Here is a 19692-nt window from a genome sequence, read left to right as displayed (position 1 = left end):
CGGCCTCTCGGCGGCGCCATGGCGCCTTCGCGCGCACCCCAAGTATCCCGAGCACTTCTGTACGGTCCAACCACGGTCCGCTTACACCGAAGGAGTGTTCATGCAAACTCGTCAATCCCTCTTCCAAGGCGTCTGGGTTCCCCTGGTGACGCCGTTTTCCGGCGGCGCTGTCGATGGCGGGGCCCTGCGCCGCCTGGTGCGCCATTTCGTGGCCGCCGGGGTGGATGGCCTGGTCGTCTGCGGCAGCACCGGCGAAGCCGCGGCGCTGGATGATGCCGAGCAACTGGCCGTGCTCGACGCCGTGCTGACCGAAGCTGGCCGAATGCCCGTGGTGATGGGCCTGGCGGGCAACCACCAAGGCCATGTGCTGCAGCGCCTGTCGGCCTTTGGTACGCGTCCGCTGGCGGGCATTCTGGCACCCGCGCCGTATTACGTGCGCCCTGGCCAGGACGGCGCTGCCGCCTATTTCCGCTGCCTGGCCGATGCCTCGCGCTTTCCCCTGGTGCTGTACGACATTCCGTACCGAACCGGCACATCGCTGGAGACCGCCACATTATTGGCCTTGGCGGCGCACCCGAACATCGCCGCCATCAAGGACTGCGGCGGGTCGCTGGACAAGACGCTGGCGTTGATCGCCGACGGCAACATGCGCGTGCTGGCGGGTGAAGACCTGCAATCACTGTCGCTGCTGTGCCTGGGGGGCGCTGGCATGATCGCGGCGGCCGCGCATATCCGCCCCGATCTGTTCGTGGCCATGTACCAGGCGGTGCAGGCGCAGCAGCTGGACCTGGCCCGCCGCCTGTTCCAGGCGCTGGTGCCCATCATCCAGCTGACGTTCGCCGAGCCCAATCCGGGCCCCGTCAAGGCGCAATTGGGTCGCCAGGGCCTGTTGACCGACGAATTGCGCCAGCCGATGCCCAGCGCCAGTGCGGCCCTGGCGTTGCGCATGGATGCCGCGGTGGCGGGATTGAACCGGCAGTTCCCCTGCCAGTAACAGGCGTCTGGTCAAAGGCTTGGGCCGAACGTCATGCGGCCCGTCGGGAGGCGGATTCATTTTGTAATAAATGTCTCACCTTGATCCTGACGGATTGCTTATGATGCGGCCATTCTCCGGGGTGAAACAAAACGTTCATGGCCCAAGCTTTCGTCGCGTTGTCCGCCTGGCAGGTCATGCTGGCAGGCCTGCTGTTCTTCGGCGGCATCTATCTGGTTTTCGGTGCTGCGACCTGGCTGCTGACCCAGCACATCCTGCCGGCGCTGGGCATCGGCCGTCCGCTGGACCCGCGGCCGTTGGCGCCGGGGCAACTGCGGCGCGAGTTCGCCCAGTCTGGCCTGTCGATCCTGCTGTTCGGCACCGGCATGATCTTTCCATGGGGCCTGCTGCAGCTGGGTTGGGCGCACCTGGATCCGGATGCCAGCTGGCAGAAGATCACGCTGGAAATCCTGGTGCTGGTGGCCTGGAACGACGTGCACTTCTGGATCAACCACCGGTTGCTGCACACCAAGCTGCTGCGCCGCTTTCACCTGCCGCACCACCGCTCGGTGGTGACCACGCCATTTTCGACCTACAGCTTTCACCCCATCGAGGCGCTGATGCTGGGCAATGTGATCATGCTGCCGATGGTGCTGCACGATTTCAGCTTCTGGTCGCTGGCATCGGTGCCGCTGTTCAGCCTGTTCTTCAATTGCATCGGCCACGCCAATTACGACTTCTTTCCCAACGTGTCCTATTCGCACTGGTTCGCCGCGAGCCGCCGACACCATCTGCACCACGCCTGCTATCACGGCAATTTCGGGTTCCAGTTCACCTTCATGGATCGCCTGTTCCGCACCCGGCTGCAAGCCGAGGCGGCCACGCCCCAACTGGAGGCTTTCCGTAAGCGAGAATCGCTTGGCGGACGCGCTTAGCAAGCCGCGCCGGCTGCCCACGCTGCGTAACCGGCGCGATTGGCAGAGCCTGGCCTACCTGGCCGCGTTGCCCGCGCTGGCGGCGTGGCAGTGGCTGCACGGCTTCTGGTGGCCGCTGTATGCGCTGATGCTGTTCCTGACGCTGGGCATCGGTGTGATTCACCACAACCACACGCACATCCGCATGTGGCGGGGGCGCTGGACCAATCGCGCCACCGACTTCTGGATCACGCTGTTGCAGGGACACCCCACCTTCGTGTTCTACCCGGCGCACGTGGCCAATCACCATCGCTACAAGCACGGCGCGCTCGACGCGGCGCGCACCTATCGGTTCGGCGGCGATACCAATCACCTGTGGGGCTACCTGATCCACCCGGCGCAGGCCGTGTGGGTGCTGTATCCGTTGTTTTTCGCCTGGCTGGGCCGGCTGCGCCGGCATTGGCCGGGCGCGTGGCGCTACTGCATGTGCCAATACGGCGCGTGGCTGGGGCTGTGGGGCGCACTGCTGGCCCTGAACCCGGTCAAGGCGCTGGTGTTCGTCATCATTCCGCAGCTGCATGGCCTGCACTGGTTGCTGGCCACCAACTATCTGCAGCACGCGCATGCCGATGGCGGCCCGCGGGCGGTGGCCGGCCTGAACTACGCCCGCAATTTCGAAGGAATGGTCAATCCGCTGCTGTTCAATATCGGGCTGCATACCGCGCACCATGAACATCCGCGCGCGCACTGGTCGGAACTGACCGGCTTGCACCGCGATCATTACCGGGCCCGCGTGACGCCCGCGCTGAACGAGGGCGGCCTGACGCCCTACATGTTCCGCGTGTTCGTGCTGGGCACTTTCCTGCCGCGTTTCCGCACCCGCTCGTGCATGGCGCCCGAGCACGTGCGCTAGCGCCGCCTACCCATACCTGCCACTAGAGACCCGCCATGCCTATCGCGTTCAATCGTGTCTACCTGGAGAGTGCCGGCTACTTCATGCCGGGCGAGCCCGTGTCCAACGAGGCCATGGACAGCTACATCGCACCGCTGAACCGCATGTCCAGCCGCATCAAGAGCCGCATCCTGGCCGAGAACGGCATCAAGCAGCGCTATTACGCGATCGATCCCGAAGGCGCCACGGTGTTCACCAATGCGCAGCTGGCGGCCAACGCCATCCGCGATTGCCTGCGGCGCAACGACAGCGACCTGGCGGACGTGTCGCTCTTGACCAGCGGGTCGTCGGGCGGCGACGCACTGATGCCTGGGTTCGCCAACATGATCCAGGGCGAATTGGCCGCGCATCCGATGGAAACCTTGTCAGTGCATGGCATCTGCGCGGCCGGTGTTTCAGCCATCCAGTCGGCGGCGCAGGGCGTCGAGATGGGCGGGCATGCCCGCGCGCTGGCCGTGGCGGCCGAATTGCCGTCGCGGATGTTCAAGCGCTCGCGCTTCGCGGCGCGCGGCTACGACGCGGATTTCGATGCGCATTTCCTGCGCTGGATGTTGTCGGACGGCGCGGGTGCTGTGCTGCTGGGGCAGGGCGGGCAGCCGTTGCCGGGCGCGTCCAGCGGCGTGCGGTTGCGTCTGAAGTGGGTGCACCAGCGTTCGTTCTCGGGCGATTACCCGGTCTGCATGCAGCTGGGCCTGTCGGCCGATCGGCAGAAGGGGCACCTGGACTATCCGTCCTGGAACGAGGCCGAGGCGGACGGCGCGCTGTCGCTGCGCCAGGACATCCGGCTGCTGCCGCATCTGTTCGACATCGGCATCCACGAGTACGCCAAGCTGGTGCGCGACGGGTGGCTCGACCCGGACCAGGTGGATCATTTCCTGTGCCACTACTCGTCCGAGAAATTCATTCCGGTGGTCGAAGACCTGATGGAGAAGGCCGGCCTGGTGATTCCGCGCGAACGCTGGTTCAGCAACCTGGCCTGGCGCGGCAATACGGGGGCGGCATCGATCCTGATCATGCTGGCCGAGTTCCTGGAAACGCGCGAGGTCAAGCCGGGCGAGCAGATCTTCTGCTACATCCCCGAGTCGGGCCGATTCATGGCTGCCTACATGCTGCTGGAAGCCGAGGCCGTGCAGGGCGCCGCCGTGCCCGTGTCGACCGGCGCGGTACAGACCGCGGCCGGGCGCGAAGACGCCCATAGCGCCGATGCTGATGCCATCGCGCCGCCGCACGATCCGGACATGGCGCCGCAAGGCCTGGGCCAGTTGCTGACCGAGCTGGCGGCCATCTGGCACGACTACCGTTCGCGTGTCTGGCGCACGCCGGTGGTGCGCCGCCTGCGCAACCGCCAGTTCCAGACCGCCGACTACCTGAACTGGATGGAAAACTGGATTCCGCAGGTGCGTGAAGGCAGCAAGTGGATGCGTGAAGGCGCGGCGTCGCTCACCGAGCAGTACCAGCCGCTGGCCGCGTTGATCGACATGCACGCCGGCGAGGAACAGAACGATTTCCAGATCCTGTTCCAGGACTACCGCACGGCCGGCGGCCCGATCGACAATATCGACCTGCTGCGCCGCAACCCCGGCGGCGAAGCGCTGAACGCCTACCTGCACAGCCTGGCCGCCACCCGCGACCCGATCGGCCTGCTGGGCGCCATCTACATCATCGAAGGCACCGGCCAGCGCATCGTGCCGGCGCTGCTGCCGTTGCTCAAGGCCAGCCTGAAGTTGCCGCCGGACGCGTTCCGCTTCCTGGAATACCATGGCCACAACGACGAGAACCACCTGGCCCGCTGGTTGACCGCCGTGGAACTGGCGCTGGACTGCGATGAAGATGGCCGCGCCGAGCAACGCATCGTCGACACCGCGCGTCGCACGGCGGCGCTGTACCTGATGCAGTTTCATCACGTGATGGAGGACGGCGCGGCATGAACACGGAACCGGATTTCCTGGCCAAGGCGCACGATCCCGCCGATCCCAGCCCGTGGCTGGCCTTGTACCTGGACCGCAGCACGCCGTTGCCGGACAAGGTCAAGAAAGCCTGGCTGACGGATTCCAGCTGCGCTTCGCGCCAGTATCTGTTGCCGTTCTTGCGGCCGCTGGCGCGCGCCTTCATCATCCTCATCCAGGTCGTGAAGACGTTCCTGCCGCGCCGCTGGTCGCATTCGCGGCTGCTGCACCGCATCCTGGCGTGGGGCCTGAAGCGTTTCGTGTCGCCCGAAGCCAATTGGCTCATCCTGCGCCACTTTCACCTGGGCGCGCAGGCCCTGTCGTTCATTGCGGCCAATTCGCCGGTGCGCATCACCACCACGCCGCTGGAGCCGATGGAGATCGACGACCTGAAGGACGAATTGTTCGTCAAGCACGACCTGAACCTGTTCAACTTCGTGATCCGGCTGAACCAGGCGTTGCGCGATGCCGGCGTCGAGATGCATGCGCCGGAGCAGGTCGATTTCTCGATGATCCGCGATCCCGATCTGCGGCTGGAAGACATGCCACGCGGCAAGCTGAATTTCCTGGATCTGCAAAGCGCGATCGAGCTGTTCACGCCGCTGTACCAGCTGATGCTGACCGACAACGATTTCTGGCGCGCGGCCAATTCGCTGCAGCTGGACGAAACCATCGGCATCTACGCGGCCAAGTTGCTGGGGGCGCCGCAGCACCTGATCCTGGTGAACAACAGCCATCCGCTGGTGCCGATGTCGACATTGCGGGCTGGCTACCGGCTGGTGCTGCACGGCCTGTCCACGGAAATGCTGCACAGCCTGTTGATGGAAATGAAGGCCGCGCAAGCCGGCGCCGAGCCGCCGGCACCGATCGCCTGAGGGGGGCGCCGCGGTCCTCAGGGCCATCGGCGGTGTCCATTGGGGCGCGCAAGCCCGGGTTGTCACTGTAGAAGGCGGCAAAGTCGCTGCGCTATATTGCGACCCTTGCCCGCCGAGCCTCGCGGGGGCCGTGTCCACATGGCCTGAATCCCTGTTCCCGGAAGCACTTTCAATGCCCCAGCCCATCGAAGTCCTGGCCACTGTCTTGTTCGTCGTGGCGGTGCTTCACACCTTTTCCGTGCCCGTGTTTGCTCGTCTTGCCCATCGGGGCGGGCCGCATGCGGGCTTCTGGCATCTGTTCTCGGAAGTCGAGGCCGTCTTCGGCGTCTGGGCGTTCGCGTTGATCGTGGCGATGGCCGCGTTGTCGGGGCCAGCCGAAGCCATCGGCTACATGGACACGCGCAACTTCACCGAGCCGCTGTTCGTATTCGCCATCATGGTGGTGGCGGCCAGCCGGCCGATCCTGGAACTGGTGGGGTTGCTGGTGCGCATGACGGCGCGCGCGGTACCCCTGCCACGTGAGCTGGCGACGTTTTTCGTGGTGATGTCACTGGTGCCGCTGGGCGGCTCGTTCATTACCGAACCGGCAGCCATGACGCTGGCGGCGATCCTGTTGCGCGACGCGTATTTCCGCACCAGCGGCCGCGCGGGCTTCAAGTACCTGACCCTGGGCGTGCTGTTCGTCAACGTGTCCATCGGCGGGGTGCTGACCTCGTATGCCGCGCCGCCGGTGTTGATGGTGGCGTCCACCTTTGGCTGGGATTCGGCCTACATGGTGCAGCACTTCGGTTGGCGGGCGGCGGTGGCGGTCTGCCTGAATGCCGGCATCCTGACGTTCGTGTGCCGCAAGGCCCTGCTTGAACGGACGGTGGGCACCGGCGCCGGCGTGGATGGCGCCGAGGGCCATGACAAGCGTCCGCCCGTGCCGCCGTTGGTGATGCTGATCCACCTGGTATTCCTGGTGGCCGTCGTGCTGACCGCGCACCATCCCGCCATTTTCCTGGGCCTGTTGATGATGTTCATCGGCTTTGCCGAAGCCTACAAGCGGCACCAGAACCGTCTGTTGATCAAGGAAGGCCTGATGGTTGGGTTCTTCCTGGCCGGCTTGGTGGTGCTGGGCGGCCTGCAGAAATGGTGGCTGCAGGACTTGCTGGGGGGCCTGCAACCTTTCGTGCTGTTCTGGGGCGCCACGGCCCTGACGGCCGTGACCGACAACGCCGCGCTGACCTACCTGGGCTCGCTGGTGGAGGGCACGGGCGAGGCCTGGCGCTACATGCTGGTGGCCGGGGCGGTCACGGGCGGCGGCCTGACGGTCATTGCCAACGCGCCGAACCCGGCGGGGTTCGCCATCCTGAAAAACCATTTTCCGGACGGCAGCATCTCGTCCGGACGGCTGTTTTTGTCCGCACTGGGGCCTACGTTGGTGGCTGCGCTGATGTTCCTGCTACCCGTCTGACGGGGCGGGGGTGGGCGCCCCGGCGACGGCCCCACGGACCCCGCCGTGAGGTTGCCGCCGGCCCTTCATGAAAAACCGCTAAAATTCAAGACTTTCCCGTATTTTTCCGGCCTTGCCCGCCCGTTGTCCGGTCTGGCGCCAGTTCCGGCCCCGTGTCCTGCTTTGCAAGACCCGCCGGCGAACCTGGCTCCGCACCGTCCGGCCGACGGTTATTGAACCGCCGGGCCCGCGCCAGGGAGCCCTCGATGCCCATCTACGCTTATAAGTGCAGCGCCTGCGGCCATGCCAAAGACGTCTTGCAGAAGATTTCCGACGCGCCGCTTTCGGTTTGCCCCGAATGCGGCCAAAGCACGTTTTCCAAGCAGGTGACCGCGGCTGGATTCCAGCTCAAGGGCTCCGGCTGGTACGTCACCGATTTCCGCAACGGCAGTGGCGGCAATCAGGCCACCGGCGCCGCTGCGCCGGCGTCGTCGTCCGATAATGCCGCCCCGGCGGCCAGCCCGGCCCCCGCCGCCAGCGCGCCGGCCCCGGCGGCTGCCCCCGCGGCCGCCGCCGGCTCGGCTTCCGCTTCCTGAGACCGCGCGCGATGCGTATGCGCGTCATCAAAAAGTACTTCATCACCGGCCTGCTGATCTGGGTTCCCCTGGTCATCACGGTGTGGGTGCTGGGGCTGCTGGTCGCGACCCTCGAAGGGTTCGTGCCTGGCTTCCTGTCGTCCGAATCGCTGTTCGGCGTCGACATTCCCGGCTTCCGCTTCGTCCTGGTCATCGTGGTGGTGCTGTTGACGGGCATTTTCGCGGCCAACCTGATCGGCCGCACCATGGTGGACCAGTGGGAAAACCTGCTGGGCCGCATTCCGCTGGTGCGCTCGATCTACAACTCGGTCAAGCAGGTCAGCGACACCGTGCTTGCCCCCAATGGCCAGGCGTTTCGCCGCGCGGTGCTGGTGCAGTATCCGCGCGTGGGCAGCTGGACCATCGCATTCGTGACCGGCACGCCCAGCGGCGAAGTGGCCGACCTGCTTCCGGGCGACCACATCAGCGTGTACGTGCCGACCACGCCGAATCCCACGTCCGGCTTTTTCCTGATGGTGCCCCGTGCCGACACGGTGGACTTGCAGATGAGCGTGGACGCGGCCCTGAAGTACATCGTTTCCATGGGCGTCGTCGCCCCGGGTCCGGCGGTTGCGCCGGGCGTCCGGCCGGCGCCGCTCTCTCCGGCACCTGGCGCGCAGAACGCGCCAGGCGCCGATTCGTAACCCTTACGCTATAACCAAGCACACAACGGAGTTATCCCGATGCGTACCTGCTACACCGGCCAGGTTTGCCGCGACCATCTCGGCCAGACCGTCACCCTGTATGGCTGGGTGAACCGCCGCCGCGACCACGGCGGGGTCATCTTCATCGACTTGCGCGACCGCGCGGGCCTGGCGCAGATCGTGTTCGATCCGGATAACGCCGCCTTTGCCACCGCCGAGCGCCTGCGCAACGAATTCTGCGTGCGCGTCACGGGCCTGGTGCGCGAGCGTCCGGCCGGCACCGCCAACGCCGAGCTGGCCTCGGGCGAAATCGAAGTGCTCTGCAAGGAAGTCGAAATCCTGAACGCGTCGGTCACCCCGCCGTTCCAGCTGGACGACGACAACCTGTCGGAAACCACCCGCCTGACGCACCGCGTGCTGGACCTGCGCCGTCCGCAGATGCAGCGCAACCTGATGTTGCGCTACCGCGTGTCGATCGAAACGCGCAAGTTCCTGGACCAGCTGGGCTTCATCGACATCGAAACCCCGATGCTGGCCAAGAGCACGCCCGAAGGCGCCCGCGACTACCTGGTGCCCTCGCGCGTGAACGCCGGCCACTTCTTCGCGCTGCCGCAATCGCCCCAGCTGTTCAAGCAGATGCTGATGGTGTCGGGCTTTGACCGCTACTACCAGATCACCAAGTGCTTCCGCGACGAAGACTTGCGCGCCGATCGCCAGCCGGAATTCACCCAGATCGACTGCGAAACGTCGTTCCTGAACGAATTCGAGATCCGCGAGATCTTCGAAAACCTGATCCGCCACGTCTTCAAGGTGGTGCAGGGTGTTGACCTGGCCCAGCCGTTCCCGATCATGACCTGGACCGAAGCCATGCGCCGCTACGGTTCGGACAAGCCCGACCTGCGCGTGCAGCTCGAGTTCACGGACATCACCGATGTCATGCGTGACGTGGACTTCAAGGTGTTCGCCGCCGCCGCCACGGCGCCCGGCAGCCGCGTGGTCGCCCTGCGCGTGCCCGGTGGCGCCGAAATGTCGCGTAGCGAGATCGACGCCTACACCCAGTTCGTCGGCATCTACGGCGCCAAGGGCCTGGCTTACATCAAGGTCAACGAAGTGGCCAAGGGCCGCGACGGCCTGCAATCGCCCATCGTCAAGAACCTGCACGACGCTGCCCTGGCCGAACTGGTCAAGCGCACCGGCGCGCAAGACGGTGACATCATCTTCTTTGGCGCCGACCGCGAGAAGGTCGTCAACGACGCCATCGGCGCGCTGCGCGTGAAGATCGGCCACAGCGAGTTCGGCAAGAAGTCGGGCCTGTTCACGGCTGGCTGGCAGCCGCTGTGGGTGGTCGACTTCCCGATGTTCGAATACGACGAGGAAGACGGCCGCTACACCGCCGCCCACCACCCGTTCACCAGCCCCAAGGACGGTCACGAAGACTTCCTGGAAACCGATCCCAGCAAGGCGTACGCCAAGGCCTACGACATGGTCCTGAACGGCTGGGAAATCGGCGGCGGCTCGGTTCGTATCCACCGCGAAGAAGTGCAGAGCAAGGTGTTCCGCGCGCTCAAGATCGGTGCCGAGGAAGCTCGCGAAAAGTTCGGCTACCTGCTGGACGCGCTGCAATACGGCGCACCTCCGCACGGCGGCATCGCCTTCGGCCTGGACCGCATCGTCACGATGATGACCGGCGCCGAATCGATTCGCGACGTGATCGCCTTCCCGAAGACGCAGCGTGCGCAAGACCTGCTGACGCAAGCGCCTTCGGAAGTCGACGAGAAGCAACTGCGCGAACTGCACATCCGCTTGCGCAACGTCGAGCAGAAGTAATCCCCCCCGACGCGCCGGAGGCGCCTCCCCCCCAGGGGGGCGCCTCACGGGACCGGCGGAGCCGGATCCTCGGCGGCCTGGCTTGTGGGGCGGCGATTGCTTGCGTCGTGCTGCGTTCTTGTGGCCCCTGGCTTGCGGCGACCAGGCTTTGCAGTGAGCATCTTTTTGTTGCGGCTTGGGGGTGCGGAATTGGGGTAATCTGGCAAACGCCGCTTTGTGGCGGTGCTTGCCGGGCTGCTTCTGGGTTTGGCTTGTGGTTCCTCTGCTTTCAAAGGCGCCATCGCTTTTATGTCGCTCATCCGTGTCGTCAGCTACAACATCCACAAGGGCCGTTCGGCGCTGGGCCGGCGTGACTCCCTGAATGAATTGCGCCTGGGCCTGTATGGCCTGCGCCCCGACCTGGTCTTCCTGCAGGAGGTCCAGGGTCGCAACGAACAGAAATCGTTGCTGGATGCCCAGCACGAGTCCTTGGCCGCAGCCCTGAAGCTGGATGTGGCCTATGGCCGCAATGCGGTCCGCCATGAAACCGATCATGGCAATGCGCTGTTGTCGCGCTTTCCCATTCTTGACCACGAAAACCAGGACATCTCCGACCACCGGCTGGAACAGCGCGGTCTCTTGCATGCGCGCATCGAACTGGATGGCCGTGCGGTGCATTGCTTCGTGGTGCATCTGGGCTTGTTTGCCGGCAGCCGCAGCCGCCAGATCCTGGCGCTGACCGAGCGCATCCGGCGCATGGTGCCGGACGGCGAACCCATCCTGATCGCGGGCGACTTCAACGACTGGGGCGACCGCCTGGCGCCGCTGTTCGTGCAGCAGTTGGGCCTGTATGAAGTGTTTTCGCACGCGCCACGCAGCCATGGCGGGGAACTGCCGCGGCTACGCGACTCGGTCAAACGCTTGAGCAATGCCTTGCGCGGCCTGCCCAACAGCGGCGTGTCCGTCATGGAACGCACCAACCAGCTGGGCATGGACGGTAGCTCGCGCCTGCTGCTGCCCCCGCCCCGCACGTTTCCGGCCGTGTTTCCCTGGTTTCGCCTGGACCGCATCTACCAACGCGGCTTTGCCGTGCGCAGCGCGCGTGTGCTGCGCGGCCGCGAATGGGCGCGGCTGTCCGATCATTCCCCCTTGCTGGCCGAGCTGGAACTTCCGTGAAGGCCGAGCAGGTCAAGTTGGAATGGACCGACGGCAACCAGATCCGCTTGTTGCAGAACGGGACCGATTTTTTTCCTGCCCTGTGCAAGGCAATCGACGAAGCCCAGGTCAGCGTGCACCTGGAAACCTACATTTTCATGCTGGACCGCACCGGCTTGAAGGTGCTGGACTGCCTGATGGCCGCGGCCGCACGCGGCGTGAAGGTGCGGGTGGTGCTGGACGGATTCGGCAGCGCCGAGACGGCCGATGCCGTGCGTGAACGCTTGACCGCGGCAGGTGCGCAATGCCGCATTTTCCGCCCCGAGCCGCGTTGGTTTGCCAAGTTCATTCCGTCGCGCAGCCGTCTGCGGCGCCTGCACCGCAAGGTCACTGTCGTCGATGGCAGCATTGCCTTCATCGGCGGCATCAACATCGTCGACGATTACGATGACCTGGATCCGACCGACGGCATTTCGGCGCCGCGCTTTGACTTCGCGGTGCAGGTGCAGGGGCCGGTGGTCACCGATGCCGCCTACGCACAGGACCTGCTGTGGGTACGCCTGAACTGGGCTCGCCTGCGCCGTCATCCGCGCGATTGGAGCCGCATGCGGCTCACCAAGCCCACCCATGCGCCGGTGGCGCCTTGCGGCGACCTACGCGCCGCACTGGTACTGCGGGACAATCTGCGCTTTCGCCAGACCTTTGAGCGCGCCTACCTGTACGGCATCACCCAGGCGCGTCGCGACATCCTCATCGCCAACGCCTATTTCTTCCCGGGTCGTCAGTTTCGCCGGGCCCTGGCCAAGGCTGCGGCGCGCGGCGTGCGGGTGCGCCTGCTGCTGCAAGGCAAGGTCGAGTACCGGATGCAGTATCACGCCACGCGTTCGCTTTACGACCAATTGCTGCGGGACGGCATCGAGATCTACGAATACATGCCCAGCTACCTGCACGCCAAGGTGGCCGTCATCGACAACGTGGCCACGGTCGGGTCATCCAACCTGGACCCTTTCAGCCTGCTGCTGGCGCGCGAGGCGAATGTGGTGGTGGACGATCAGCCGTTCTCGTGGGATCTGCAAGAGCGGCTGGAGGCGGCCATCCTGGAAGGCGGGCGCTTCATCCGGCCGCTGGAATACCAGCGCCGCGGCTGGGTGCGGCGCTGGGTGGATGCGGTGTCTTACACCCTGCTGCGGATTGGCGTGGCGTTGACGGGGACGTCGGACAAGTACTGAGTCGCGGCCGCCGGTTAGGGCCGCTTGCCGCCGACCAGGCCCAGCGCCAGCGCGGTGCCGACCAGGATGATGCCCGCGCCGATCAGGATCGATGCCGTCATGGCTTCGTCCAGGAACCAAGCGCCCCACACGACACCGAAGACAGGCACCAGGAACGTGACGCTGACCGCGCCGGTCGGTCCCACATTGGCGATGAGCCGGAAGAAGACGATATACGCCGCTCCGGTGCAGACGACGGCCAGCAGGATGGTTGCACCCCAGGCCAGGGCCGACACGGGGGCTTGCGGCCAGGTGGCCAGCGCCAGTGGCAGTAACAGCAGGGTAGCGGCAAGCATGCTGCCCGTGGCGTTGGACAGGGCGTCCACGCCCGTCAGAAAGCGCTTGGTCCAGTTGGCGGCGATGCCGTAGAAAATCGGCGCCGACACCGCTGCCAGCACCGCGGGCCCGGTGCCGCCGGCCTGAAAATCAAGTTTGTCCCAGACCAGCACCACGATACCCAGCAGGCCGATCGCCAGCCCCAACGAGCGTGACCAGGGCAGCCGATCCTTAAGCCATAGCCAGCCGACTACGGCACCCCATACCGGCGTCACCGCATTGGCGACCGACAGGAATCCCGCGCCTAGCGACTGGGCGGCGTAGGCATACAGCAGGAAGGGCAATGCGGCGTTCAGCGTGCCCACCACCAGGATGGCCTTCCAGTGTTTGGCGATGACGGGCAGCCTGCCGCGCCACAGGGCCGCCGGCAGCAGGAAGAGCGCGGCCAGGCCGACGCGCAGTTCAATCAGCGCGACGGGCCCGAATTCGCCCACCGCCAGGCGCATGAACAGGAATGAGCCGCCCCAGACGGCGGCCAGGAGCAAAAGGTCCAACAAATCGCGACGACGCATGGTGAGTCCTGAGTCAGGCGTGGTTCCGGCCGGTGGCCAGATTCTTCATCTTGACCCGATGCGCGAGTACTGCACAGGTCAGGCACAGGACAATACACAGGACCAGACCGGTTCGCACTCCGTTTAGTACCGTGCCATGCGAAATCAGGATACCCACCACAGCGGTACCCAGTGCGCTGCCGATGGCCCGGGTGGTCTGCACCAGCGCGGACGCCACGCCGACGTCGCGTCGCTCGCTCAGCATCTGCATGAACAGTGTCAGATTGGGCAGCAGGAAGCCCAGGGCACAGCCATTGACGAAGAACGCCACCAGGATCCACCAGGCCGACGTACCGGGCGAGATCATCAGCACCATCAACGTACCGACGGCCAGCATGCCCGCCCCGAACACCATGAGGCGTTGCGGCTCGGTCTGTCGGGGGAACAGGCGGCCGTTGATGATGCTGCCGACCGAGATGGCCGCCACCAACGGCGTCATCAGCAAGCCCGCTTCGCTAGGGGTGTAGCCAAGCACCTGTTGCAGCAGCAGCGGGCTGTAGAAGATCAGCACGAACATGACGGCGCCGACCGTCATGGCGGCCAGATTCAGCAGTTGCGGTTCGCGGCCGGCCAGCACGCGCAACGGGAAAATGGGCGTTTCGACGCGGCGTTCGATGGGGATAAGCAGAACGATGGCGGTGATGCCAATGATCGCCAGGGCCAGGGCCATCAGCGGATGGGCATGCTCGCCCTTGGCGAAGCCGAGTTCCAGCGCCGCCAGCGGCGCACCCACCGCCAGCACCAGCAGCACCGCCCCAGTCCAGTCGATGCGTCGTGCGCCGGTGTGCACCGGTTTGATCCGTGGGAAATACTTGGCCAGGAGGAACAGCGCGACCGCCGCAGCCAGTGGAGAAATGAAAAACGCAGCCCGCCAGCCCAGCGCCTGGGTGGCGGCGCCGCCCAATACCGGGCCAATGCCGCTGGCCATGGCGAAGGCTGCCGAGACCAGGGCCATCCACTTGACTCGTTCCTTGGCATCCGGGAACAGGTCTGCTGGCGCCGCGAACGCGGTGGCGATCATCATGCCGCCGCCGATGCCCTGAAGCGTACGGAACAGGATCAGTTGTCCCATGGTCTGGGACAGGCCACAGGCAATCGACCCCAGTGCAATGATCAGCACCGAAACCAGCATCAGGGGCTTGCGGCCGAACATGTCGCCCAGGCGGCCAAAGATCATGATGGAGGCGGCAGTGGCCAGCAAATAGCCAGTGCCGACCCAGGCGTACAGCGCCATGCCGTTCAGGGCCTCGGCCACCCGCGGCAAGGTGGTGCTGATGATGGTGGAATCGAAGGCGGCGAGCACCACCGTAGCGGCTACCCCGGCCATCCCCCTCAGCAGGTCGCGACGAGAGTGAACGGGTGCGGCGGGCTGGGCAGGGGCGGATGGCGGCGTCATGCCGCCAAGCATATCACCGGTGCATAAGGGTTTTTACTTGTAGAACGCGTGGTAGCTCCAGAACACCGCGACCACCAGCACCACCAGTATCCACGACCAACGCGAGTTGGACAGACCGCGCGGTTCAGGCTCCGGCGGCGGTGGTGGCGGGGCCAGGCGGGGCTGCTTGGCCATGTGGTCAATGAAGGCGGTGAAGAACTTCTGGATGATCTTGTCGCCCGCCTTGAGCAGCAGCCCTTCGCCGCATTCGGCGAGCTTGCCGCCCGCCATGCCGGCGACGGTGTAGGCGACGCGCGTGCCTTGATCCTTGGTGCTGAGGTTGATCTGGGCGGTGCCGATCGCCAGGCAGGCCGCCCGGCCCTTGCCCTCGAAGACGAGCGTGCAGCTATTGGGGGCGTTGGTGTCCGACATGAGGATTTCGCCTTCGTAGTCGGTATCGATGCCGGCCACCTTGGCGCGCAAGGTGACCGCATATTCGGTGGGGCTTTTACGGGTGACTTCTACACAACCGGGAATGCACTTCTGCAACACTTCCGGGTCCGTCAACGCATCCCATGTCTGGTGTTGCGTGGCAGGAATCCATTGGGCATCGGCTATGCGCATGGCTGTCTCCTTGTAGAAGAGTTGTACGCCTATTCTGTTCCCAAATAGTCGGTTTGGCTACTTTGGGGGCAGAGTCACATCGCCATGGTCAGCCGGACCCGGGTTCAGGATTTTTGGGACAGTTCCGAAATCCAGTGCTGGGTGGAAATGTCGTGAGACGCCGCCGGTGTCTGTCCCTGAAGTTCCCTGAGAATGCCGCTGGCCATGTTCTTGCCGGCCTCGACCCCCCATTGATCGAACGGGTTGATTCCCCAGATGAGCGATTGGACGAAGACCTTGTGTTCATACAGCGCAAGCAAGGCGCCCAGGGCGTGAGGGGTCAGCCTGGGCAAGACAATCAGGGACGATGGCCTGCCGCCTTGATGTTTGCGGTGGCGCGCCAGCCAATCGGCCTTTTCGGGCGGCATGCCTTGCGCCAGGAGCTTGGCACGATCTGCGTCGCACGACGTGCCTTGCAGCAGGGTCTGGCGCTGGGCCAGGCAATTGGCGACCAGCATGGTGTGCTCGTCCACCCATTGGTGGTCCGCCTCTCGGCACATGATGAAGTCGACTGCGGCGCCGTCCGTGCCCTGATGCAACCACTGGAAGAAGGTGTGCTGACCATCGGTGCCGGGCATGCCCCAGACCGTGGGGCCGGTCGGTACACCTACCGGGTTGCCTGCGATGTCGACGGACTTGCCCAGCGATTCCATGTCGAGCTGTTGCAGATAAGGGGCGAGATATTGCAGCCGCGCGTCGTAGGCCGCGATACTCAGCGACGCGTAGCCCAGGACGCTGCGGTTCGCCACGCCGGCCAGCGCCAGTTGCGCGGGCGCGTTTTCGGCAATGGGAGCCTGCGCGAAATGCGCGTCCATGGCGGCGGCGCCTGCACGGAGATTCTCAATGGCATCGGGGCCCAGGACCAAGGCGATCGGCAGGCCGACGGCAGACCATAGCGAGTAGCGACCGCCGACCCAGTCCCAGAATTCGAAGATATGTGCTGTGGGGATACCCAACGCTTGCGCAGCTGCGGGCCGCGCAGTGATCGCGACGACCTGATCGTAGGGACGCTCGATGCCGGAGTCCGTCAGCCAGCGCACTGCCCGGCGCAGGTTGGCCAGTGTTTCTGCGGTAGTGAAGGATTTTGAGGTGACGACAATCAGGGTGTCTTTGGGGGCCATTCCCTGGATCGCGTCTTCCAGGGCGTGACCGTCGATATTGGCGACAAACTTCAATTGTCTGCGCTTGGCGCCGCTGCCGCAGGCGTCCGTGACCAGGCGGACGCCCCAATCGCTGCCGCCGATTCCGATGTGGATCACGTTTTGCCAGCGGCCTTGGGCATCCGCCTGTTCTACGAATGCGCGAACGCGTTGGTGTTGGCGTGCGACGTCCTCGATGGGGGCGGGGTCGCGCAGCATGGTGTGCCAGGCAGCCCGGTCCTCAGTCTGGTTGATTCGGTCGCCTGCCAGCAGCGCGGCGCGGGCCCGCTCGAAGCCACGGGCCTCAAGCAACGCGGTCGCTGCGGCGCGGCAGTCGGGGGACGTGACTTGAGCGCTCAAGTCGACGGTCAGGCTGCCAGCCTGGATGAGGTGAAGGGTGTCTGTACAGAAAGACGCTCCTTGCACGGCGTGTCCAAATTGTTGCCATTCGGGCAAGCGTCGCAGGGGTACGTGTCCAGCGAAATCAACAGGCAGCATATTCTGAGAATGCGTCTTAGTCATAAATGGGGGAGGTCAGCGTGGCCGATCCGTTGTCGTCGGCTATTTCGCTTTCCCGCCAACTCGGCAGTTTACTCGTACGTTTCAGCCTTATGACCAAGTGAGCTGGCGTCGAATCGTCCTCTTTTCACTCCTTTGCAGGAGGTGCGCTTTTGTTTTGATGGCAGAAGTGTGTCTAACGCTACAATCGCGCCAACTTCCCATTGCGGCGTGCTTTTCATGTTGTACGTTCTTGTAGCGTTTCTGGTTTCGCTCATTTCCACCTTGCTGATCGTTCGCTACCGTTCTTGGCATGACGGGCTGACCGCCGACCACGATCTCGAGGGCGTGCAGAAATATCACTCGGCGCCGGTGCCCCGGATCGGCGGGTTGTCTTTGTTGGTGGCCACGGGCGTCACTTGCGCGTTGGTGGCCGTTCGGGAACCCGATGTACTTCCCAGCATGGTGCTGCTGCTGGCGGCCTCGATGCCCGCTTTCCTGGGTGGCTTTGCCGAAGACCTGACCAAGCAAGTCAGGGTGCTGGTCCGCCTGGGCCTGGCCATGTTGTCCGGTGTCGCTGCCTATTATCTTTTAGGCGCGGCGGTGACGCGGGTCGACATTATCGGGATTGATTGGTTGCTGCAGTTTGGGGTGGTTTCCCTGATATTCACGGCCGTGGCCATTGGTGGTGCCGCGAATGCCATCAATATTATCGACGGATACAACGGATTGGCGGCGGTGGTGTCCGCCATGATTCTCGCGGGCTTCGCTTACGTATCATTTTATTTGGGCGATCGGTTTCTGTTGATCGTGGCACTCAGTACCTTGGGGGCCGTTATCGGTTTTCTGGTCTGGAATTATCCGCACGGGCATATATTCCTGGGGGATGGTGGCGCCTATTTTCTGGGATTCATCATCGGCGAGTTGTCGGTATTGATGCTGGCACGCCACCCGCAGGTGTCAGCATGGTTTCCGCTGCTGTTGTGCATTTATCCGGTCTTCGAGACCCTGTTTTCCATCTACCGCAAGAAATGGCTGCGGGGCCGTTCACCCGGCGCGCCGGACGGCGTACACCTGCACATGCTGATTTACAAACGCCTGGTGCGCTGGGCCATCGGTTCGCGTGAAATGCGCCATCAGACCCAGCGCAATTCCATGACGTCGCCTTATCTTTGGCTGCTTTCGTCCCTGGCGGTCATTCCCGCGGTGCTGTTCTGGCAGCAGCCCTACGTGCTGATGCTGTGCACGGCTGCGTTCTCCACCACCTATATTCTGCTGTACCGTCGGCTGGTGCTGTTCCGCATGCCTAAATGGATGATCGTCAAAAAGCGGAAACGCCATTGAGAGGGGTCTGATCCCGGCGACGATGTGGATTCGCCCTGGCGGAGCGGGCCACGCTTCAATGTGCAATGTTGTTGTACAGTTCGGGCTGCGTTGACCGGTGCCTGCCCTTCGGGTCGATAGTGGCGCCAAGCACGAATCCTTGCCCATGCCCACACGAATTCTCATTGTTCGCACCTCCTCCCTGGGCGACCTCGTCCATATGTTGCCGGCTATCACCGATATTGCCCGGCACGTTCCCGACGCGCAGATAGACTGGGTGGTCGAAGAGGCGTTTGCCGAGATTCCTTCCTGGCATCCGGCGGTCAATGAAATCATCAAAGTGGCCCATCGCCGCTGGCGCAAGTCGTGGTGGTCGGCACAAGTGCGGGCCGAACGGCGTGCGCTGCGCGAGCGCTTGCGGTCCGTGCAGTACGACATCGTCCTGGATATGCAGGCGCTGCTGAAGTCCGCGTGGCTGGTGCGCCAGGCGCGGGGCGTGCGGCATGGGCTGGATTGGCGTTCCGCACGCGAGCCGCTGGCGTCCCTGTTTTATAACGTGCGTCACCGGGTGGAATTCTGGCAGCCCGCCGTCATTCGCCAGCGCAAGCTGGCTGGCCTGACATTCGGCTACCAGCATGCCGGATTGCCGGATTTTGGTTTGCAGTCCTTTGTCCGGCAAGCAGGGCAAGCGGCGGATCCGGTGCACGACGTGCCCAGTGAGGGACTCAACGCCGCAGAACTGCCCCGTTTGCACCATGTGGAGGCCGACCGCGGTTATGCAGTGATCATGCCCTCGGCCAGCCGTGACGACAAACTCTGGCCCGAAGAAGACTGGCGGGCTGTGTTTCGCCGCCTTCTGGATGCCGGTTGTTCGCTCAAGCTGCTGGCGGGCAACGATCAGGAGGCCGAACGTGCCCGTTTGCTGGTGGCCGGCATGGAAGACGTCGAGGTCATGCCGCGCATGGACTTGACCTCGGTGGCGCGGCTGTTGGCGGGGTCCCGCCTGATGGTGGGCCTGGACAGCGGCCTGACGCATTTGTCGGCGGCCCTGGGCCGGCCCACGATCGGGATCTATCGCGCTTCCACGCCGGTGCGCACCCCGCTGGTGGGTTCCAATTACACGGCCAGCCTGGGGGATCGCGGGGCTTCGCCTTCGCGCGAGGCCGTCATGGCGTCGGTGGAGCAGGCGCTGGCGGCGCACTGA

The 19692-nt window shown here is 64.7% G+C and carries 17 protein-coding genes; 13 read left to right on the top strand and 4 right to left on the bottom strand.

Features of this window, described 5'->3' with window-relative positions:
• Positions 1–100 precede the first annotated feature (100 nt).
• From dapA to clsB, 11 genes are all read left to right on the top strand, one after another.
• On the top strand, positions 101–994 hold the full coding sequence (dapA, locus tag AC6LJ2_RS04300; RefSeq protein WP_263913030.1) for a 4-hydroxy-tetrahydrodipicolinate synthase: 894 nt from the start codon (positions 101–103) through the stop codon (positions 992–994).
• Between the two features lie 137 nt (positions 995–1131).
• Positions 1132–1908 (top strand): sterol desaturase family protein, encoded by a 777-nt coding sequence (locus AC6LJ2_RS04295; protein WP_263913029.1) that lies wholly within the window; start codon positions 1132–1134, stop codon positions 1906–1908.
• On the top strand, positions 1892–2800 hold the full coding sequence (locus AC6LJ2_RS04290; protein ID WP_263913028.1) for a fatty acid desaturase: 909 nt from the start codon (positions 1892–1894) through the stop codon (positions 2798–2800). The genes AC6LJ2_RS04295 and AC6LJ2_RS04290 overlap by 17 nt, the downstream gene beginning before the upstream one ends.
• A 35-nt stretch (positions 2801–2835) precedes the next feature.
• Positions 2836–4767: an iron-containing redox enzyme family protein gene (locus AC6LJ2_RS04285; RefSeq protein WP_263913027.1), complete on the top strand. Its 1932-nt coding sequence runs from the start codon at positions 2836–2838 to the stop codon at positions 4765–4767.
• Positions 4764–5660, top strand: a complete 897-nt coding sequence (locus AC6LJ2_RS04280) for a DUF6999 family protein (RefSeq protein WP_263913026.1) — start codon at positions 4764–4766, stop codon at positions 5658–5660. Before AC6LJ2_RS04285 ends, AC6LJ2_RS04280 begins: the two co-directional genes overlap by 4 nt.
• Before the next feature lie 172 nt (positions 5661–5832).
• Entirely contained in the window at positions 5833–7116 is a 1284-nt protein-coding gene (locus tag AC6LJ2_RS04275; protein WP_263913025.1) for a putative Na+/H+ antiporter, read from the top strand.
• 245 nt (positions 7117–7361) lie between these two features.
• Complete coding sequence (locus tag AC6LJ2_RS04270) at positions 7362–7691, top strand: FmdB family zinc ribbon protein (RefSeq protein WP_498150880.1); 330 nt, start codon at positions 7362–7364, stop codon at positions 7689–7691.
• A gap of 17 nt (positions 7692–7708) precedes the next feature.
• Positions 7709–8374 carry a DUF502 domain-containing protein gene (locus AC6LJ2_RS04265; protein ID WP_498150879.1) on the top strand — a complete coding sequence of 222 codons (666 nt, stop codon included), beginning with the start codon at positions 7709–7711 and terminating at the stop codon, positions 8372–8374.
• A gap of 39 nt (positions 8375–8413) precedes the next feature.
• Positions 8414–10201: an aspartate--tRNA ligase gene (gene aspS / locus AC6LJ2_RS04260; RefSeq protein ID WP_263913022.1), complete on the top strand. Its 1788-nt coding sequence runs from the start codon at positions 8414–8416 to the stop codon at positions 10199–10201.
• Between the two features lie 288 nt (positions 10202–10489).
• A complete protein-coding gene (locus AC6LJ2_RS04255; RefSeq protein WP_263913021.1) occupies positions 10490–11356 on the top strand; it encodes an endonuclease/exonuclease/phosphatase family protein in 867 nt (288 codons plus the stop codon).
• A complete protein-coding gene (gene clsB / locus AC6LJ2_RS04250; RefSeq protein WP_263913020.1) occupies positions 11353–12564 on the top strand; it encodes a cardiolipin synthase ClsB in 1212 nt (403 codons plus the stop codon). The genes AC6LJ2_RS04255 and clsB overlap by 4 nt, the downstream gene beginning before the upstream one ends.
• Before the next feature lie 14 nt (positions 12565–12578).
• Here clsB and AC6LJ2_RS04245 read toward each other — a convergent pair whose 3' ends face one another.
• The 4 genes from AC6LJ2_RS04245 to pgi form a co-directional block, all read right to left on the bottom strand.
• Positions 12579–13451: a DMT family transporter gene (locus AC6LJ2_RS04245; protein WP_263913019.1), complete on the bottom strand. Its 873-nt coding sequence runs from the start codon at positions 13449–13451 to the stop codon at positions 12579–12581.
• A 13-nt stretch (positions 13452–13464) separates the two neighbouring features.
• Positions 13465–14817: an MFS transporter gene (locus AC6LJ2_RS04240; RefSeq protein WP_498150878.1), complete on the bottom strand. Its 1353-nt coding sequence runs from the start codon at positions 14815–14817 to the stop codon at positions 13465–13467.
• A 102-nt stretch (positions 14818–14919) separates the two neighbouring features.
• Entirely contained in the window at positions 14920–15489 is a 570-nt protein-coding gene (locus tag AC6LJ2_RS04235; RefSeq protein WP_498150877.1) for an SRPBCC family protein, read from the bottom strand.
• A gap of 104 nt (positions 15490–15593) precedes the next feature.
• Complete coding sequence (pgi, locus tag AC6LJ2_RS04230) at positions 15594–17165, bottom strand: glucose-6-phosphate isomerase (protein ID WP_498150893.1); 1572 nt, start codon at positions 17163–17165, stop codon at positions 15594–15596.
• A 240-nt stretch (positions 17166–17405) separates the two neighbouring features.
• Between pgi and AC6LJ2_RS04225 the strand changes: the two genes are divergently transcribed.
• Positions 17406–18509, top strand: coding sequence for a glycosyltransferase (locus AC6LJ2_RS04225; protein ID WP_263913017.1), 1104 nt, complete (start codon positions 17406–17408; stop codon positions 18507–18509).
• Positions 18510–18654: 145 nt separating this feature from the next.
• A complete protein-coding gene (gene waaC / locus AC6LJ2_RS04220; RefSeq protein WP_498150892.1) occupies positions 18655–19692 on the top strand; it encodes a lipopolysaccharide heptosyltransferase I in 1038 nt (345 codons plus the stop codon).

This window comes from Achromobacter sp. 1014246743 (genome assembly GCF_059760725.1).
This window is presented reverse-complemented; position numbering and strand designations above follow the sequence as displayed.

Excerpts from the sequence above, each read along its gene's own strand:
- dapA (WP_263913030.1), top strand. The coding sequence starts at position 101 with ATGCAAACTCGTCAATCCCTCTTCCAAGGCGTCTGGGTTCCCCTGGTG.
- AC6LJ2_RS04295 (WP_263913029.1), top strand. The coding sequence starts at position 1,132 with ATGGCCCAAGCTTTCGTCGCGTTGTCCGCCTGGCAGGTCATGCTGGCA.
- AC6LJ2_RS04285 (WP_263913027.1), top strand. The coding sequence starts at position 2,836 with ATGCCTATCGCGTTCAATCGTGTCTACCTGGAGAGTGCCGGCTACTTC.
- AC6LJ2_RS04280 (WP_263913026.1), top strand. The coding sequence starts at position 4,764 with ATGAACACGGAACCGGATTTCCTGGCCAAGGCGCACGATCCCGCCGAT.
- AC6LJ2_RS04275 (WP_263913025.1), top strand. The coding sequence starts at position 5,833 with ATGCCCCAGCCCATCGAAGTCCTGGCCACTGTCTTGTTCGTCGTGGCG.
- AC6LJ2_RS04270 (WP_498150880.1), top strand. The coding sequence starts at position 7,362 with ATGCCCATCTACGCTTATAAGTGCAGCGCCTGCGGCCATGCCAAAGAC.
- AC6LJ2_RS04265 (WP_498150879.1), top strand. The coding sequence starts at position 7,709 with ATGCGCGTCATCAAAAAGTACTTCATCACCGGCCTGCTGATCTGGGTT.
- aspS (WP_263913022.1), top strand. The coding sequence starts at position 8,414 with ATGCGTACCTGCTACACCGGCCAGGTTTGCCGCGACCATCTCGGCCAG.
- AC6LJ2_RS04255 (WP_263913021.1), top strand. The coding sequence starts at position 10,490 with ATGTCGCTCATCCGTGTCGTCAGCTACAACATCCACAAGGGCCGTTCG.
- AC6LJ2_RS04245 (WP_263913019.1), bottom strand. The coding sequence starts at position 13,451 with ATGCGTCGTCGCGATTTGTTGGACCTTTTGCTCCTGGCCGCCGTCTGG.
- AC6LJ2_RS04240 (WP_498150878.1), bottom strand. The coding sequence starts at position 14,817 with ATGGCCGGGGTAGCCGCTACGGTGGTGCTCGCCGCCTTCGATTCCACC.
- AC6LJ2_RS04235 (WP_498150877.1), bottom strand. The coding sequence starts at position 15,489 with ATGCGCATAGCCGATGCCCAATGGATTCCTGCCACGCAACACCAGACA.
- pgi (WP_498150893.1), bottom strand. The coding sequence starts at position 17,165 with ATGCTGCCTGTTGATTTCGCTGGACACGTACCCCTGCGACGCTTGCCC.
- AC6LJ2_RS04225 (WP_263913017.1), top strand. The coding sequence starts at position 17,406 with ATGTTGTACGTTCTTGTAGCGTTTCTGGTTTCGCTCATTTCCACCTTG.
- waaC (WP_498150892.1), top strand. The coding sequence starts at position 18,655 with ATGCCCACACGAATTCTCATTGTTCGCACCTCCTCCCTGGGCGACCTC.